The organism is Sinobaca sp. H24 (genome assembly GCF_023845525.1).
This window is the reverse complement of sequence record NZ_JALBWT010000028.1, coordinates 1-16,020: the sequence shown is the minus strand read 5'-3', so window position 1 is coordinate 16,020 and position 16,020 is coordinate 1. Positions and strand designations below refer to the sequence as shown.

Annotated in this window: 20 protein-coding genes and 4 pseudogenes; 3 read left to right on the top strand and 21 right to left on the bottom strand. The window is 45.6% G+C overall.

All coding sequences use genetic code 11. The features are described from left to right. Positions 1-10: 10 nt before the first annotated feature. From MMY81_RS24595 to MMY81_RS24535, 16 genes and pseudogenes are all read right to left on the bottom strand, one after another. A complete protein-coding gene (locus tag MMY81_RS24595) occupies positions 11-1,198 on the bottom strand; it encodes a thiolase family protein (RefSeq protein WP_252314896.1) in 1,188 nt (395 codons plus the stop codon). Positions 1,199-1,209: 11 nt separating this feature from the next. After that, on the bottom strand, positions 1,210-1,986 hold the full coding sequence (gene fabG / locus MMY81_RS24590) for a 3-oxoacyl-ACP reductase FabG (protein WP_252314895.1): 777 nt from the start codon (positions 1,984-1,986) through the stop codon (positions 1,210-1,212). Further along, on the bottom strand, positions 1,986-2,480 hold the full coding sequence (locus tag MMY81_RS35815; protein WP_374562751.1) for an acyl-CoA dehydrogenase family protein: 495 nt from the start codon (positions 2,478-2,480) through the stop codon (positions 1,986-1,988). Before MMY81_RS35815 ends, fabG begins: the two co-directional genes overlap by 1 nt. 40 nt (positions 2,481-2,520) lie before the next feature. Next, positions 2,521-2,682, bottom strand: coding sequence for a hypothetical protein (locus MMY81_RS35810; protein WP_374562749.1), 162 nt, complete (start codon positions 2,680-2,682; stop codon positions 2,521-2,523). Between the two features lie 34 nt (positions 2,683-2,716). Continuing rightward, positions 2,717-2,970, bottom strand: a pseudogene (locus MMY81_RS35805) (acyl-CoA dehydrogenase family protein). Beyond that, a complete protein-coding gene (locus MMY81_RS35800; protein ID WP_374562747.1) occupies positions 2,967-3,125 on the bottom strand; it encodes a hypothetical protein in 159 nt (52 codons plus the stop codon). Before MMY81_RS35800 ends, MMY81_RS35805 begins: the two are co-directional and overlap by 4 nt. Beyond that, positions 3,122-3,975: pseudogene (locus MMY81_RS24580) on the bottom strand (3-hydroxyacyl-CoA dehydrogenase family protein). Before MMY81_RS24580 ends, MMY81_RS35800 begins: the two are co-directional and overlap by 4 nt. Further along, entirely contained in the window at positions 3,920-4,381 is a 462-nt protein-coding gene (locus MMY81_RS24575; protein WP_252314894.1) for a PaaI family thioesterase, read from the bottom strand. Before MMY81_RS24575 ends, MMY81_RS24580 begins: the two are co-directional and overlap by 56 nt. A 12-nt stretch (positions 4,382-4,393) precedes the next feature. Beyond that, positions 4,394-5,157: pseudogene (locus tag MMY81_RS24570) on the bottom strand (enoyl-CoA hydratase/isomerase family protein). 31 nt (positions 5,158-5,188) lie between these two features. After that, positions 5,189-6,022: a 3-hydroxyacyl-CoA dehydrogenase family protein gene (locus MMY81_RS24565; protein ID WP_252314927.1), complete on the bottom strand. Its 834-nt coding sequence runs from the start codon at positions 6,020-6,022 to the stop codon at positions 5,189-5,191. Between the two features lie 28 nt (positions 6,023-6,050). Beyond that, the gene (locus MMY81_RS24560; protein WP_252314893.1) at positions 6,051-6,290 is read right to left on the bottom strand and encodes an AMP-binding enzyme; all 240 of its coding nucleotides are present in this window, start codon (positions 6,288-6,290) and stop codon (positions 6,051-6,053) included. 254 nt (positions 6,291-6,544) lie between these two features. Next, a pseudogene (locus MMY81_RS24555) lies at positions 6,545-7,609 on the bottom strand (AMP-binding protein); the annotation flags it as partial. Between the two features lie 77 nt (positions 7,610-7,686). After that, positions 7,687-8,832: an acyl-CoA dehydrogenase family protein gene (locus MMY81_RS24550; protein WP_252314892.1), complete on the bottom strand. Its 1,146-nt coding sequence runs from the start codon at positions 8,830-8,832 to the stop codon at positions 7,687-7,689. A 260-nt stretch (positions 8,833-9,092) separates the two neighbouring features. After that, a complete protein-coding gene (locus MMY81_RS24545; RefSeq protein WP_252314891.1) occupies positions 9,093-10,274 on the bottom strand; it encodes a sigma-54 interaction domain-containing protein in 1,182 nt (393 codons plus the stop codon). A gap of 26 nt (positions 10,275-10,300) precedes the next feature. Next, positions 10,301-10,750 (bottom strand): PAS domain-containing protein, encoded by a 450-nt coding sequence (locus tag MMY81_RS24540; protein ID WP_252314890.1) that lies wholly within the window; start codon positions 10,748-10,750, stop codon positions 10,301-10,303. 144 nt (positions 10,751-10,894) lie between these two features. Beyond that, positions 10,895-11,044, bottom strand: a complete 150-nt coding sequence (locus MMY81_RS24535; protein WP_252314889.1) for a hypothetical protein — start codon at positions 11,042-11,044, stop codon at positions 10,895-10,897. A 203-nt stretch (positions 11,045-11,247) separates the two neighbouring features. On the opposite strand from MMY81_RS24535, the gene MMY81_RS24530 reads away from it, so the two are divergent. Both MMY81_RS24530 and MMY81_RS24525 read left to right on the top strand, forming a co-directional pair. Further along, positions 11,248-11,544, top strand: a complete 297-nt coding sequence (locus MMY81_RS24530; RefSeq protein WP_252314888.1) for a hypothetical protein — start codon at positions 11,248-11,250, stop codon at positions 11,542-11,544. Beyond that, a complete protein-coding gene (locus MMY81_RS24525) occupies positions 11,541-11,900 on the top strand; it encodes a hypothetical protein (RefSeq protein WP_252314887.1) in 360 nt (119 codons plus the stop codon). Before MMY81_RS24530 ends, MMY81_RS24525 begins: the two co-directional genes overlap by 4 nt. Before the next feature lie 8 nt (positions 11,901-11,908). Here MMY81_RS24525 and MMY81_RS24520 read toward each other — a convergent pair whose 3' ends face one another. Then, positions 11,909-12,091 carry a hypothetical protein gene (locus MMY81_RS24520; RefSeq protein ID WP_252314886.1) on the bottom strand — a complete coding sequence of 61 codons (183 nt, stop codon included), beginning with the start codon at positions 12,089-12,091 and terminating at the stop codon, positions 11,909-11,911. A gap of 18 nt (positions 12,092-12,109) precedes the next feature. Beyond that, on the bottom strand, positions 12,110-13,297 hold the full coding sequence (locus MMY81_RS24515) for a patatin-like phospholipase family protein (protein WP_252314885.1): 1,188 nt from the start codon (positions 13,295-13,297) through the stop codon (positions 12,110-12,112). A 128-nt stretch (positions 13,298-13,425) separates the two neighbouring features. Between MMY81_RS24515 and MMY81_RS24510 the strand changes: the two genes are divergently transcribed. After that, positions 13,426-13,710, top strand: coding sequence for a DUF6176 family protein (locus MMY81_RS24510; RefSeq protein ID WP_374562741.1), 285 nt, complete (start codon positions 13,426-13,428; stop codon positions 13,708-13,710). A gap of 34 nt (positions 13,711-13,744) precedes the next feature. Here the strand turns inward: MMY81_RS24510 and MMY81_RS24505 are convergent, their stop codons facing one another. The 3 genes from MMY81_RS24505 to liaF form a co-directional block, all read right to left on the bottom strand. Further along, positions 13,745-14,386, bottom strand: a complete 642-nt coding sequence (locus tag MMY81_RS24505; RefSeq protein WP_252314884.1) for a response regulator transcription factor — start codon at positions 14,384-14,386, stop codon at positions 13,745-13,747. After that, a complete protein-coding gene (locus MMY81_RS24500) occupies positions 14,379-15,425 on the bottom strand; it encodes a sensor histidine kinase (RefSeq protein WP_252314883.1) in 1,047 nt (348 codons plus the stop codon). The genes MMY81_RS24505 and MMY81_RS24500 overlap by 8 nt, the downstream gene beginning before the upstream one ends. Further along, positions 15,422-16,020 (bottom strand): cell wall-active antibiotics response protein LiaF (liaF, locus tag MMY81_RS24495; protein WP_252314882.1); only part of this gene is annotated, 599 nt, incomplete at its 5' end. The genes MMY81_RS24500 and liaF, both read right to left, overlap by 4 nt.

Here is a 16,020-nt window from a genome sequence, read left to right as displayed (position 1 = left end):
ATTGCTTTATTTACATACGTTCAATCATCATTGCCATTCCCTGGCCGCCGCCTACACATAATGTCGCTATACCTAATGAATGTTCACTTCGATTCAGTTCATGAATCAGGGTGGTTAAAATTCTGGCGCCTGTCGCTCCCAGAGGATGTCCAAGAGCTATCGCTCCGCCATTAACGTTTACTTTTTCCTGCGGCAGATTTAATTCTTTCATCACAGCAAGTGCCTGAGAGGCAAATGCTTCATTTAACTCAACCCGCCCTATCTGATCGAGGGTTCTGCCTGTTTTTTTTAATAACCGCTCTACGGCCGGTACGGGACCCATCCCCATGATTTCCGGGCTTACCCCAACGGCGGTCCAGTCAATAATTTTAGCCGTTGGTTTTAATCCGAGCTCTTTTGCTTTAGACTCCTTCATCATAATCAGGGCAGCGGCCCCATCGTTTCTTCCACAGGCATTGCCTGCCGTAACCGAACCTTCTTTTCTAAAGGCCGGGCGGAGCTTTTCTAATGCTTCCGCCGTTGTGGAAGGCCTCGGATGTTCATCTTTATTAAATACAAACGTGCTTTTCCTGCCCGGAACTTCCACTTCTGTAATTTCATCCTGAAATATATCTTTTTCCTGGGCTTCTGCTGTTCTTCTCTGGCTTTCCAGGGAGAACGCATCCTGTTCTTTCCGGCTGATATGATAACGCTCCGCTACATTCTCCGCGGTCATCCCCATTCCTAAATCCGGACCGTATGTTTCCATAGGCTGCTGGCCGTTTTCCGAATTGGGATCAACCAATGCGGGGGGACCGTCTCCAAACCTTGCCTGGCGAAGGTAATGAGGAGCATCGCTCATATTTTCCGTTCCGCCTGCGGCGACTATTTCCGCATGTCCGGTCATCAGCTGCTGGACCCCTGAGCCTACGGCCTGCATGGAAGAAGCACACAATCTATTAATCGTAAACGCCGGCGCTTCCACGGGTATACCTGCACGCAGAGCAGCTACTCTTGCCACGTTGGAGGACTTCGTCGTCTGCCGCACTTCCCCCATAATGACTTCATCTACTAATTCAGGTACGACCGAAGCTCTGTTTAACGCTTCTTTAATAACAATAGAGGCTAAATATCCCGAGTCCAGAGATTTCAGGGAGCCTCCATATCTTCCTATTGCCGTTCTTACGGAACTGACTATCACTACCGGATCCTGTTTCATTCTTTCCCTCCTTATGCTTTAGGCCCGCCTGCTACATAGAGAACCTGACCTGATATAAACGAACTCTCTTCTCCTGCGAAAAACAGGGCAGCGCCGGCAACGTCCTCCGGCTTCCCGCTTCGTCCGACTGGAATTACCTTTGTTTTCTCCTCTACAAAATCTGCAAAAGGCTTACCCAGCCTTCGTGCTGTTGCTTTTGTCATATCCGACTCGATAAAGCCGGGTGCTACAGCGTTACTCGTAATGCCAAACGGCCCGAGCTCCAGTGCAACAGATTTCACAAAGCCCTGAAGTCCTGCTTTAGCCGTGGCATAGTTTACCTGCCCCTTATTGCCAAGTGCCGATACAGAAGAAATAGTAATAATTCTCCCATATCCGATTTTCACCATCTGCTTCTGTGCAGCCTGTGTACAATGAAACGCCCCATTCAAATGCACTCCAATAACGCTCGCCCATTCTTCCTGGCTCATGCGGAAAAGAAGCTGATCTCTTGTGATTCCTGCATTATTGACTAATATAGACACACGTCCGTATCGTTCTTCTACTGCTTGAAACACTTCTTCTACTTTCTTTTGATCCTTTACATCTAAATGATGACCGCTGGCGGCTCCCCCCTGACTTTGAATAGCTGTCACTGCTTCTTCTATGACGAGGGAATCCCGGTCCATGATGCAGACATGCGCTCCTTCTTTGGCAAACCGCTCTGCTATAGCGCGTCCAATACCCTTCCCGCCGCCTGTCACACATGCAATCCGGCCTTCTAATGAATAACGCGGAGAATAAGCCATCAGCTGTATTCCTTTCGAAGCTGGCCGCTTATAATATTTTTCTGGATTTCAGAAGTCCCTTCATAGATCCGCGTGATTCTGGCGTCACGATAATAGCGTTCGATCGGATACTCCTGCATATATCCGATTCCTCCATGTACCTGCACCGCTTTGTCTGCAACCCGCTGATACACTTCTGATCCGAATAATTTCAGCATAGCGGCTTCCTTTATTACTTTCTTTTTCTGATCCACCATCCACGCAATGCGGTAGGTGAAAGAGCGGAGGGCTTCTGTATCCATCGCCATTTCGGCGATCATATGGGCCACTGCTTGATGCTCAATAATCGGCACGTTAAATTGTTCTCTTTCCTCTGTAAAAGCCATGGATAAATCAATCAGCTTCTGGCAGGACCCAAGATTTCTTGCTGCAAGTCCCGCCCGGCCGTTGGCAAGAATTTTCAGGGCATTGATATATCCTTCTCCTTCTTCTCCGAGAACGTTTTCCTGAGGCACTTCACAGTCTTCAAAGATTACCTCTGCGAATAAGACCCCTTTAATCCCATTTTCTTCTCATTGACCCAATTGATATTCCCGGAAAGCTTTTTTCCACAATAAAGGAGGTAATTCCCTTTGCTCCCTTGGAGGATCCGTAACCGCCATTACCGTAAATATTTGCGATAGGAGCGTTCGTAATATAGTGCTTGGTGCCGTTCAAAATATTTACTGCCTTTTTTTGACAGCTGTCGTTTTTAAATTGGTCGCATGGGAGCCTGCGCCGGCTCTGTTAAGCAAAACGCCCCGATGGATGTCCCTGCTGCCATATCCGGCAGATACTTTTCCTTCTGCGCCTCGCTTCCCATTTCCACAATCCCAACTGAACCTATACCGGTATGCGCTCCAACAAGTGTTGTATAGCCGTTATGTGTTTTTCCTATTTCTTCATATAAAGCACACTTCCGACCATGCCTATCCCGAGCCCGCCATACTTCTCCGGAATGCTCATTCCGAACAAGCCCATTTCACAGGACTGCTTAAACAGTCGTCAGGAATGGCGTCATTCTCTTCAATAATTTGGCTCTGCGGGTCCACCTCTTTTGAGATAAAATCTTTAATATTTTTTTTGAACAGAAGGATGTCTTCATCTAATTCGAAGTTCATGCTTTCCCTCCTTTCTCGTATTCATAAAACCCGCCCTGTTTTTCTCCCAGCCTCCGGCTTTCACATACTTCACTAAAATCGGGCAGGGACGGTATTTTTCCCCGAGCGTTTGATGCAGGTATTCCATATTGCGAGCCGCGTATCCAGTCCGACTAAATCAGCCAGTTCGAGCGGACCCATGGGATGATTCAAACCAAGCTTCATCGACGTATCCACATCTTCAATGGAGGCGACTCCTTCCATGACCATCGTCATTGCCTCATTACCTATCAGACAATTCATGCGGCTCACTGCAAAGCCCGGAAACTCATTCACCTCGACAGGCGTTTTGTTTAATGCCGCTGCCAGCACCTTTGCCTTCTGAACCGTTTCATCAGAGGTCTCCAGTCCTCTGATCACTTCAATTAATTTCATTTTGGGAACCGGATTAAAGAAATGCATCGCCAGGCACTGCTCCGGCCTTCCCGTCTGCGCTGCCATCTCTGTCGGGCTCATCGTTGATGTATTAGAGGCAATTACCGCCTCTGGCGGTGCGTATTGATCTGCCTGCTGAAAAATGGATTTTTAGATCCATTCTTTCCAGAACTGCTTCGATAATGATATCTGCATGCTTCACCGCTTCTTGCAGGGAGCTTGTATAATGAATTCTGGAGCGGAGCGCCTGCGCTTCCGATTCCGACAGTATTTCTTTATCCACTGACTTGCCGGCATAGAACTCGATGTAGTCGGCAGCTTCCTTAAGAGAGGCATCCGAAACATCATGCAGCATCGTAGTCATTCCGGCTTTTGCCGCTTCAAAGCTGATCCCTCTCCCCATCGTTCCTGCTCCGATTATGGCGATCGTTTTCATCCCCGGACCCCTTTCTTAACATTTTAAAGGTGCCGCTTCCAGTAGCCAGCAGTGTACCGTTTTGGTCTTCCATGACTGCTTCGCAGACAGCCAGGTTATATCCCTGTTGAATCACTTTTCCTTTTCCAATACACGTTCCTTCTTTAATTCCTGCTAAAAAATGCACGTTCATGGATACTGTTACAACATCTGCAGGTACCGCCCGGCGCAGCGCAGCACCCATAGCATTATCGATCACCGTAGCGTACACGCCGCCGTGCAGGCTGCCATTTGTATTAATCAACTCTGCTGTTATCGGCAGATGAATTTCCATTTCTCCATCCCGGCCGGTAATTAAATGACATCCAATGTGCTGGAAAAAAGGACTTTCATTGAACCGCTGTTTGATAGCTGACACATTGTTCATCCGCACGGCCTCCTATTTTCCTGCAAACTCAGGTTTCCTTTTTTCCAAAAAGGCGTTCGTTCCTTCCTTTTTGTCTTCAGATCCAAACAGAACCGCCTGCGCAAGCTGTTCAATTAATAGGCCTGTTTTCTGATCTGTCTCATATCCTGCGTGAATAGACAGCTTTGCCATTTTCAAAGCAAGCGGGCCTTTGGATAAAATCGTTTCAGCAAGGGCTTCGACCGTCTTCTTCAGCTTTTCTGCAGGGACAACCTCACTGACCAGTCCAAAACGTTCTGCTTCTTCTGCTTTAATCATTTTTCCAGTCATAATCCATTCCATTGCTTTTCCTTTCCCAACGAGCCTTGAAAGCCTCTGCGTTCCCCCGGCTCCCGGTATAATAGAAAGATTCAGCTCCGGAAGTCCGAGCTTTGCGTGTTCGGCTGCGATTCGAATATCACAGCTCATCGCCAGTTCACAGCCCCCGCCCAGTGCATATCCATTAATCATAGCGATTGTCGGCTTCGGAAAGGCTTCAATATAATCGTATACTTTCTGCATATTTTCCGGATTCAGCGCATCCAGTGCATTTTTTTCAGCCAGTTTTCCTATATCTGCCCGGCAGCAAATGATCTCTCCCCGGCTCCTGTAAAGATCACGCATTTCACTGCATCATTTTTCTTTATTTCCTCCAGCTTCTCTACCATTTCTTCCAGGGTAGGCTGATCCAGTGCGTTGCGGACTGATTCGCGATTTATTGTAAGGTAAGCCAGCCCGCCTTCTTGTGAAAGAATCATATTAGACTGTTCCAATATATCCCACTCCCTTTTACGTATAGCTGTAAAATCCTTTTCCGGTTTTGCGTCCCAGTTCTCCTTTGTTCACTTTTTCCTCGATTATTCTGGCCGGCCTGTCACTTTCGTCACCCGATTCTTCAAAACGCTGCTTCCGCACATGATAGTGGATGTCCAGACCCGTGAGATCAATAAGGGCAAAGGGGCCGATCGGATGATTTAACGCTTTAGTGCAGGCTAAATCAATTTCTTCTGCAGTAGCATAGTCATTTTCATATAAATACAGCGCCTCATTCATTAACTTTCCGAGTATTCTGTTAGCTATAAATCCAGAAATTTCTTTTTTGAGCAGAATAGGCGTTTTCCCAAGAGCCCCGGCAAGCTCCATCGAAAGATCTGCTGTTTCCTGCGAAGTATGCGGTCCTTTTACGACTTCTACCATTTCCATTACTAAAGCCGGGTTAAAAAAATGAAAATTGCATACTTTATCGGCTCTATTGGTTGCATCAGCTATTTTAGAGCTGACAATAGTAGAGCTGTTGGTTGCTAAAATGGCGTGTGCCGGCGCCAGCCCATCGATTTGCTCAAACAAGGAACGCTTGATGTCCACATTTTCCACTACGGCCTCGATAACGTAATCGGTTTGTCCTACAGCTTCATCTAAAGAAGTCGTCCACGTTATCCGCTCCCAGGCGGCATCTTTATCTGCTTTGGTAAGCTTTCCTTTTTCCACCCGGCGGTCCAGCCGCTTTAAGAGTTCCTGCTGTGCTTTATCAAAGGGCTCTTGTTTCACATCATAAATATGAACGTCAAACCCTGCCAACGCAGCAACCAGCCCAATCTGTGAACCCATCACTCCCGAACCCATTACGCTGATATGTTGTATATTCACTACCTCACCCCTTCAGTTGAACTCCTTTTTTTATTTCTTCCTCTATCAGCTTTCTTCTTAAAATTTTTCCTACCGTCGTTTTAGGAAGCTCCTCCCGGATACTGATCTGTTTTGGCACTTTATACGCAGCCATTCGTTCTCTGCAGAAAGCAAGCAGCTCTTCTTTCTTGAAATCAGCGTCCTTTCTCGGAATAACCGCTGCATGAACGGTTTCTCCTCTATAGGAGTTTGGTACTCCGAACACGCAGACTTCCAGTACAGCCGGGGCTCATAAAGGACAGCCTCAATATCTGCTGGATATATATTAAATCCGCTGGCAATAATTAAATCCTTTTTCCTGCCGACAATGTAGAAATAGCCATCCTCATCCATCTTTGCAAGATCCCCTGTAAGCAGCCAGCCGTCATATAAAGCTTTTGCTGTTTCTTCTTTATTCCTCCAGTAGCCCTTCATTACCTGAGGCCCACGGACAAGAAGCTCACCGACTTCCCCGGCGGGCAGTGTTCTGTGAAGATTTTCCTGGTCTACTATTTTAGCCTCTGTATTGGGAATAGGCAGGCCGATGCTGCCAGGCTTTCTTTTTGCCCCCATTGGATTTCGATGCGACACAGGTGAGCATTCGGACAGGCCGTATCCTTCGACTATCGGGGCTTTTGTTTTCTGTTCGAATTCATTCATTCGTTCGAGCGGCATAGGCGCCGACCCGCTGATGCAGATTTTTAAGCTTTCCATCACTTCCGGGGTCGCTTCAGGCTCATTTAATAACCCGATATACATGGTGGGAACTCCCGAGAACATCGTCGGCCGCTCCTTCTTAATAATGTCGATTAATTTTTCAGCTTCAAACCGTTCTACACAAATAATAGCCGCCGCTCTGAATACGCTTACATTTAATACCGTAGTTAATCCATATACATGAAAAAACGGAGCCACCGCCAGTACTTTTTCTCCCGGTATCTTTAAGTCTCTTACTGTAAAGGTAAACGTCTGGTATACGTTAGCTATAATATTGTAATGGGTGAGCATGACGCCTTTACTGCGTCCTGTCGTGCCTCCCGTATACTGTAAAATACAGACATCCTCCCGCGGATCAATGTCCGCATCAGGCAGTGCTTCCGGCTGGAAAGGCCGTTCCACCATTGTCCGGAAATCATGTCCGGTGAATGCTGGTTCCCTCTCATCCGGACGAACATATACAAACTGAATATACGCCGCATCCAGAGAGGAGAATTTTGGCCTTTGCTGCTCGTGTAAAATAAACCAGGACAGCTGGGAATCCTCTATTAAATATTGAATTTCAGCCGGTTGATACATAGGGTTCACCTGCACAACAATACCGCCGAGTTTTTGAACAGCAAAATAGGAAATAATATATTCTGCCGAATTCGGGAGCATTAAAGCGGCCCGTCCACCCTTTTTGAATCCCTGCTCTTTCATAGAAACCGCAAGACAGATGGCCTCTTCGTACAGCTCTTTATAGGACCACCTTCGTTCGCCGTCTATAATAGCTGTGTATTCCGGATAATCTTTATAGGAGCGTTCCAGCAGCTTAAAAACTTCCATCGTTGGAATTTCTACTTCTGCCGGTACCCCTTCTCCATAAAAGCGGTGCCACGGCTGGACTTCCATGCTTTCCCTCCTTACACTTCGTTTAGTACCTGCTTCGCTACGATGATCCGCTGTATTTCGTTTGTCCCTTCATAGATCATGGTGATCCTTGCGTCCCGGTAAAACCTTTCAATGGGATATTCGGCAATGTATCCCATGCCTCCATGAATTTGGACTGCTTTATCGGCTACGCGGTTAAATACTTCCGAGCCGAACATCTTCGCCATCGATGCTTCCTTAATTGCTTTTTTGCCTTCATCAATTAAAGAAGCGGCTTTCAGCGTAAGCTGGCGGGCGGCTTCCGTTTCCGTTGCCATATCAGCGAGCATCCATTGAATGCCCTGATTTTCAGAGATAGGCTTTTTAAATTGAATTCTTTCTTTCGCATAAGTGGCGGACATTTCGATTAACTTATCACAGGAGCCTACCGCTCTTGCTGCCAGTCCGATGCGGCCTTCTGCAAGAATACGAAGAGCATTCACATATCCCATCCCCACTTCGCCGATCACATTTTCTTCTGGAATTTCACAGTCTTCAAAAATCAGCTGGCATGTATAAGAGCCGCGGAGTCCCATTTTTTTGTCCTGCTTGCCAACAATATAACCGGGAAAATCTTTCTCCACAAGAAATGCTGTAATGCCGCCCTTCGCTCCTTTTTCACGATCTGTAAGGGCAAACACTGTTACTACGTCGGCAATAGGGCCATTGGTGATATAATGCTTCATTCCATTTAATATCCATTTATCTCCCTTTTTTTCCGCCTGGGTCGATAAATTGGTAGCATCCGATCCGGCCCCCGGCTCCGATAATGCAAAAGCTCCTAACAGCTCCCCGGTTGCCATGCGCGGTAAGTATTTCTGTTTTAACTCCTCTCCTGCCATTTTCACGAGCCCTGTGCTTCCTATCCCTGTGTGGGCGCTGATTAAAGAAACAAATCCATTATGTGTCCGTCCGAGCTGCTCCAATATAATTGCTTTACCTGTTGAGTTAAGACCGATGCCGCCGTATTCTTCTGGAATGCTGATGCCAAATAACCCGAGCTCTTTTGCTTTTTCGACTAAATGATCCGGAATCCGATCTTCATCTTCTATCTGCTGGGCAAGTGGTTCTACTTCGTTTTCTACAAAATTACGAATCATTACTTTCATCTGCGCTACCTCTTCAGCAATTACTGTCAATTTAAGCCCTCCTTTTTCTATCTACTCCTTACTAAAGCAATTATTATGCCAACTTTACAGAATCAGCGTGACAATAGTGGGCGATCCCTGTTTTACCGCCATTTCTATTTGTTAATTCCACTCAAAAAAGGAAACTGGATAAGACCAGCTTCCTTTTTTATTCTTTTATTAATGCAGAAATGAATCATTTATTTTGTAAACGCTTACAATACATATAATTCAAAAATGAATGAAGATCCAAATATGAATCATTGTACTATTTATGTGGATAAATTATATTTTTGAAGCTTTCTTACGATCGTCGCCTGACTGGTTCTCAAATAGATGGCTGCATCATACGTCGTTTTACATGTATCCAGCGCTTCTTTTAATACGCGGTATTCCGCCTGTTCAACAGCTTCTTTTAACGACATTCCTTCTGATGTCTGTGCCGAGGTCATCTCTCTACGGTACTCTTCCGGCAGATCATTCATACTTAGTTCCTTTAAAGGCACTGTTAAAACAAGTCGCTCAATCATATTGGACAGCTCTCTTACGTTACCGGGCCAATGATAGTAGTAGAAATAATCTTTCAAGTCTTTCGAAATCACTTTTGACATATGATACTTTTCATTGTATTCATGCAGAAAATGATGAACAAGAGGAAGAATGTCATCTTTTCTTTCTCTTAATGGCGGTACATTCAATGGAATCACATGCAGCCTATAGTATAAATCCTCCCGGAACTCTCCTTTTTCCACCATCTGCTTTAAATCTTTATTCGTGGCTGTAATAATCCTTGTATCCACCTGTAGTGTTTGAGTCCCGCCAATTCGTTGTACCTCTTTTTCCTGCAGCACCCTCAGCATTTTCACCTGCAGGTTTTCAGGCATTTCCCCTACTTCATCCAAGAACAGCACTCCCTGATCTGCCTGTTCAAATACGCCGGCTTTTCCTTTTTTGCTTGCTCCGGTAAAGGCCCCCTGCTCGTACCCAAAGAGTTCAGCCTCCAGCAAATCCTTCGGAAGTGCGCCGCAGTTTATTTTTATAAATTGCCCTGTTTCCGACCTGTCGCTTTTTTTGTAAAGATGCTTCGCTACAATTTCCTTGCCTACACCTGTTTCTCCGCTTATAAAAATAGTAGCGTCAACATCTGCGAGCCTGTCCGCCGCTTCAAAAAGCTCCATTATTTTATTGCTTTTCAAAATAATATTGGGATCCCGGTTTGACACTTGAATAAGCTTTTGAATTTCCTGTTCATATTTTTGATTCAGCTCTTTCGCTTTGTTTAATTCCTCATGAAGTTCATTCAATTCCGAAAGATCACGAATGTTTGTGACGATTTTTTCGACTTCCCCATCTGTATCAAAAATAGGACTTCCCGTCAGCATTGTTTCTTTTTTATTAAAATTCTTTTGTACTATATTCACTGTTCCTTTTGTTTTAATAACTTTATCGCTCACAGACTCCTTTAGTATTCCTCTATTAATTAAGTCATTAATATTTTCCCTATGTAGTATTCTTTCGGAATACCAGTGATTCTCTCAATCGCCGAGTTGGTTTTTAACGTATTGCCTTTATTGTCTGTAATATATATTCCGTCATATGAACTTTCTATAATAGCATCCAGTGCCCTGTTGGATTGGCGCAGCTGTTCGGCTTCTTCGAGGAGGGCGGTATACTCTTTTCCGCAGAAAAACAAAACATACGTGAAGCCTTCCCTTTTTTTTATTTTGTGCAGCAGTACCTTTTTATTTTTGATTTCTCCAAAGGACCAGTTTTCTGCAAGGGTTTTTTCAGAAGGCATCAATTCTATCCATAACTTATTTTCTACAGATGTCTCCTCAAGCCACTTTGCTGCATCTTCATTGGCCTGCACAACTTTTCCATCTTTAGAGACAAGGGCGCAGGGCAGAGGTATACTCTTTACGTTTATCATATAGTGACTCCTTCTGAACGTGTAGTCTTTATTACATCGTTTCGGTATATATTGAATAACTCCTTTATATTATTGATCTATCCGCCGCAAATATATCCTTTACAGAGAATAAAAAAGCACTCCATTTTCATAGGAGTGCCTGCACTACATTCGTTTACCTTTTTTAAAAAAGTATTTCTCCATCAACTGCCGGGTCGTTTCTTTTCGATCGTCTGTATACCCTCCCATATAGAGGACTTTGTTTGACTTTTTCAGGCGGTCCGGATGAGTCGGCTTCTTCTTTTCGGTGCTCACCTTGAATCATTCCTCCTCTTATAAAAAATCCTGCTTTGTTTCCGCACGTTCTATTTTCTTGTCTTCATTTTAACGCGGCCAGTTCTTGTTTACAAACAAAATATTCTGAACATTAACCTGAAAGGAATAAACCGAAGCGGGTTACAAACAAAGGCAGATAGGGAAACCAGTATATAGTATAGAAACAAAGGAGATGGCTTACGATGAAGGCACTGCTTTTTAAAGTTCCGGAAAAAACATATTCAATTCAAGTAGTAGCAAGACTGTTTCGTCCGCAGACACAGAAGAAAGGATCCTTTGATGAAGAAGGTGTTTTTTCATTTGAAGATGGCCCTATGCTTCCCGGCCGGATTTCTTTTCTAACTTCAGAAAAACTCCGCTACGGATCCACCTATTATATTCAAATGAATAAAAAGGTGTATGCGTTTGAACCGGAAAAGATGCGCGAACAGGGGTCCAAATATGTAGTAACCGGCCTCTATACGTATCTCGATCGATGATACTGCGCAGCCGGAGGAAAGAAGAACCCATCACCCATCCTGAAACAGCTTCCAAATTAAATAAAGCCCGCCGGAAGAAATCTCCCTGGTTTGTAGTGGAGGGCGAGCTTGCCGAAGATTTTAAAAAAGTACTGTCCTTTCAGAATATAAGCAAAGAGGAAGCAGATACACTTGATACAAGCTGGACGCCGCGCCTGACGGTTAAAAAGGTGACCGGAACCTCTGTAACGGTTCAGGACATTGTATTTATTATTAAGCTGAAAGGATTTACCGGCCTGCATAAGCTCTTTACTGCCTATCATATAGATGTAACAGAACAAGAAAGCGCCCCGGTTATTACGTTCACACGTAAATAAAGGGCGCTTTATTTTTTTTCTTTTTTCCACTCTTCCTGAATCACCTGCAGATCTTCTTCTGCCTGCTTTTGATAATTCTTATGGGCGTGCTGCAGATCCCGTTCGAATTTACGCTTTTCATTCCAGGATAAATATACAGAACCAATTCCGGCCATAACTGCACCGGCTGCCATTACTAAAGGCTTCCGCATTATAATAACCTCCCTTTATCACCAGAATACCCGCTTCTCTCCTTTTTTTAACACGTTTTCCACACCCTTTAGATCTTCGTAAGGAAAAACGGGAACCTTGTTTCGTTTGTCAGCTGGTATCTGCTCTGGATAAAGCGACTTCAGCGCTGCATCCATTCTAACTTCTCCCATCCACCGCAGTACAGCCATTTCTATTTCGTTAAATGCATCCAAATCGGTCCGCAGATAAGAAGCACGCTCTTCCACCACTTCATATTTCTCATAATCCCATGACAGTCGTTGGATCCCCAATTTACCAAGCTGCTCATTCAGCACTTGTTCCATTTTATGTTCCAAAATAAGCTGAATCCCACGCCTGTTGTGTTCTTTGTCTAATATTTCTCTTCGTAAGTAAATCATTTCGCTCATGCTTATATTAAGTATTCTCAGGGTTCGCGTGGGAAAGGACGATTTATATCCATACGGCCACACACGTGACCTGTCGCTCGCATCCATCGTGATAAAATCCCCATTTTCCTGCAGAATACTATTTGTTCCTAAATTGTCGAAAACCCCACCATCCGTGAGATACAGTTCGTCAGGAGGTCCTTTTGGGTAACTGCTCGTTCCATCCAGATCTATAAAAGAATGCGGTCTCGTTGATAGTCGTACGGGCGCAAAAATCATCGGAAAAGCTGCAGAAACCGCTACAGCAAAGGCCACGGAAATGTCATCAATATCTGTACTCCGTCCTATCTTTTCTCCTTCCATTGAATAGGAATTAAAATAGAAACCTTTCATTGTATTCAGGCAGGCAGCGTTGCAGTTCCATAGAGGAGCACGGGGAAGATCGATCATCTTTATATCCCCATAGAGCTCTTTTTTCAATACGTCCGGGAACATTGCGCTTAGGTTTAGACGAGGAGCCCACAGCTTGTGGGGATGGCGCAGAATTCTCCAGAAAAGCTTACGTCTTATATTAATCAATCCCACGTCAGTCATTGGTTTTGTTACTCTTTTGTCAAAGTCATCCACCCCTGTAAAAGCCCCTTCTGCCAGTGCCGTCATAACTGCTCCGGCCGTGATACTTCCACCGGAAACAGACGTAATCCCCTGCACTTTATGATCAAGTCCGAGCTCCACCAGCCTCCGGTAGCCGCCGAGACAATAATAGGATGCACGAAGTCCTCCACCGGAAAACCCGATGTTCAACCCCTCCTGTTTCATCTGCCGCTGCCTCCTTTACCGATAGTGTGTAACTTAATTATAGCAGTGCTGGTTTAAAAAAAGGCAGAATATGGTACATTGAATCAAAAAGGAGGAATCCGCATGCAAATAGAATGGAGTGTTTTAAAGTGAAGGAAGGAAAATCTCAAAAAGTAGAGGAATGGCTTTCTTTTCTGCAGGACAATAAAGAAGAAGTGCTGCTTACGCTTGAGCAGGAAAAAATGTATGTAGAGGCCATTTTCCGCGGGCAGGAAATGCAGGGAGAATTCTTATACTGGTTTTCTATACAAGGAAAAGACGGTACCCCGGTAGAAGAGTCCGCCCATTATGTTGATCAGGTTCATCTGCGATACTGGGAAGAATGCATCGATGAAAGCTGGCCGTCCACCACTATGTCCCCGACGTTTCTATGATTTCCCCTCGTGTGGCTGAGGCGATGACGAAACGTTAGTTGTCTTCTTTTACAAGACCGTGTTTAAATGCATAGACAACAGCCTGGGTGCGGTCATGAACCTGCAGCTTTCCGAGAATATTGCTGACATGGACCTTCGTCGTTTTCAGCGCGATAAACAGCTGATCAGCGATTTCCTGATTGCTCTTCCCTTCTGCCATAAGCTGCAGTACTTCCTGTTCCCGGGCCGTCAGCTGTTCATACAGATCAGCCTGTACCGGCTGTCTCATTTTATGAAGCATTTTCTCGGTCACTTCCGGTTCTAGAATGGATTCCCCATTGTATGCTGCACGAACCGCTTCGGCGATTCTTCCGGCTTTTGATGTTTTCAGCATATAGCTCATCGCCCCTGCTTCAAGAGCCGGGTAAACTTTTTCATCATCCAGAAAACTCGTAACAATAATAACCTTTGCCGTCGGCCACTCTTTTATGATCGCCTGCGTTGCTTCAATGCCGTCCATATCCTTCATCACCAGATCCATTAGAATAACGTCCGGCCGGTGCTTAAACGCTTCTGCCACCGCTTCTTTTCCACTGGACGCCTCGGCGACTACTTCCATGTCAGGCTGTGAAGATAAGTAGGCAGTCACACCGATTCGTACCATTTCATGGTCATCTGCAAATAGTATTCTAATCACCGATCTGTTCCTCCTTCCGCAGCTGCGGCACCTTTACTTCTATCCGGCTTCCCTCTCCGGGAATGCTCACAATTTTGCAGCGTCCGCCGACTTCTTCTGCCCGTTCTCTCATATTCGTCAGCCCGTAGCTGTCTGCACGAGGCTGGGCCGGTTCAAACCCGACCCCGTCGTCGCTGATCCGCAGAATAATCGTCTGATCCCTTTCAATCAGCAGAACGTGAAGTGTCCGGGCTCCCGCGTGCCTAAGCGTATTGGATACTGCTTCCTGGACGACACGGAACAGCTGATCCTCGACTCCTTTTTCAATCGGAAATTCCTCCGTCTTCACATGAATATCAAGCGGCACTTTTTCCTTCAGCTCTTCTAAAAGCCTGGTGACTCCCGTTTGTAGAGACTGTTCCTGTAGAGCCGCCGGTCTTAGATGCAGCAGCAGCGCCCTCATCTCCACCTGCGACTGGGTAATCATGTCTTCTACGAGCATCCAGCGCTTTTTAACAGCGTCCGTTCTTTCATTTTCCTCATCTGTTATAGCAGATACCATCATAGACGCGGCGAACAGCTGCTGGCTGACGGAGTCATGCAGTTCTCTTGCGATACGGGTGCGCTCCTGTTCAATTACTTCCTGTAGACTCTGCTGGCGTTCTTCCGCTCGTTCCGTGGCAATCTTCTGGCTTCGTTCGGCCTGAAGGTCAGCCTGTGCTTCGAGCTCCCTGTAGGCCTGCTGCAGCTGTTTTAATTCAGGCAGTGCTTCCTGGTCGAGTTTCGGAAGCCTTTCTCCTCTGACTAACGAAGAGACCTCTATAATCGCCTTCTGCCATTTATGCTGCCAGTATAAGCCGGAAGCAAGGCCAATAGCTGCCCCTGCTGTAACAAGTACCGCAGGAATCATTAATGCGTAAGGCAGATCCGCTATTCGTGCCTCCCAGAGAATACGGAGAGACACAGGCTCAAACACGCGGAAGGTTATAAAAAGGATGAGCAGCCCTATAAGAAGGGAAGCCGCCATCCCCATAACCATCTGCTTTATCAATAAGGTCATCTCCGCTTCACCTCCAGATCTCCGGACAAAATGGAAGTAAAGATCTGCAGATGCACCGCTTCTGTTTCCTTTTCTTCAGAATGATAGATCATCGATTTGTTGAACAGTCGTTCTTTATCTCTACCGGGTAAAACCACATGACCGAATACCGCGCTGTGGTACAGGCTGAATTTAACTTCATACGGCACATAAATCGTCACTTTTCCTATGCCGTGCCTGATAACAATAACGGCTTCCTCCGGCAGAACCGTGTTTGTCGTATCAATAATGCGGTCCCCGAGCCCTCCGGTAATATTAATATGCTTCCAGCCGTAAGGCTGTTCGAGCGTCTTTTCGCGGCCGAGAAACCTGTTTTTCAGCAGCGGCCGTTCGGTTTCTTTCTGCCGGTCCGGCGTTTCCTGAAAAAAGGATGGGGACAGCTCATCCGGACGCTCTCGTGTTTTATGACTTTGAATCAGAAGCAGCACCAAAAAAGCGACAATCGCAAATCGTATTGAAATCGTACTTAATGCCGACAGTCCAAGGCCCACAGCCCCTATCCAAAAAAAATTTTTCCCAGCGTTCTTTTTATTACCTTTTTCCCTATAAAAAGAAG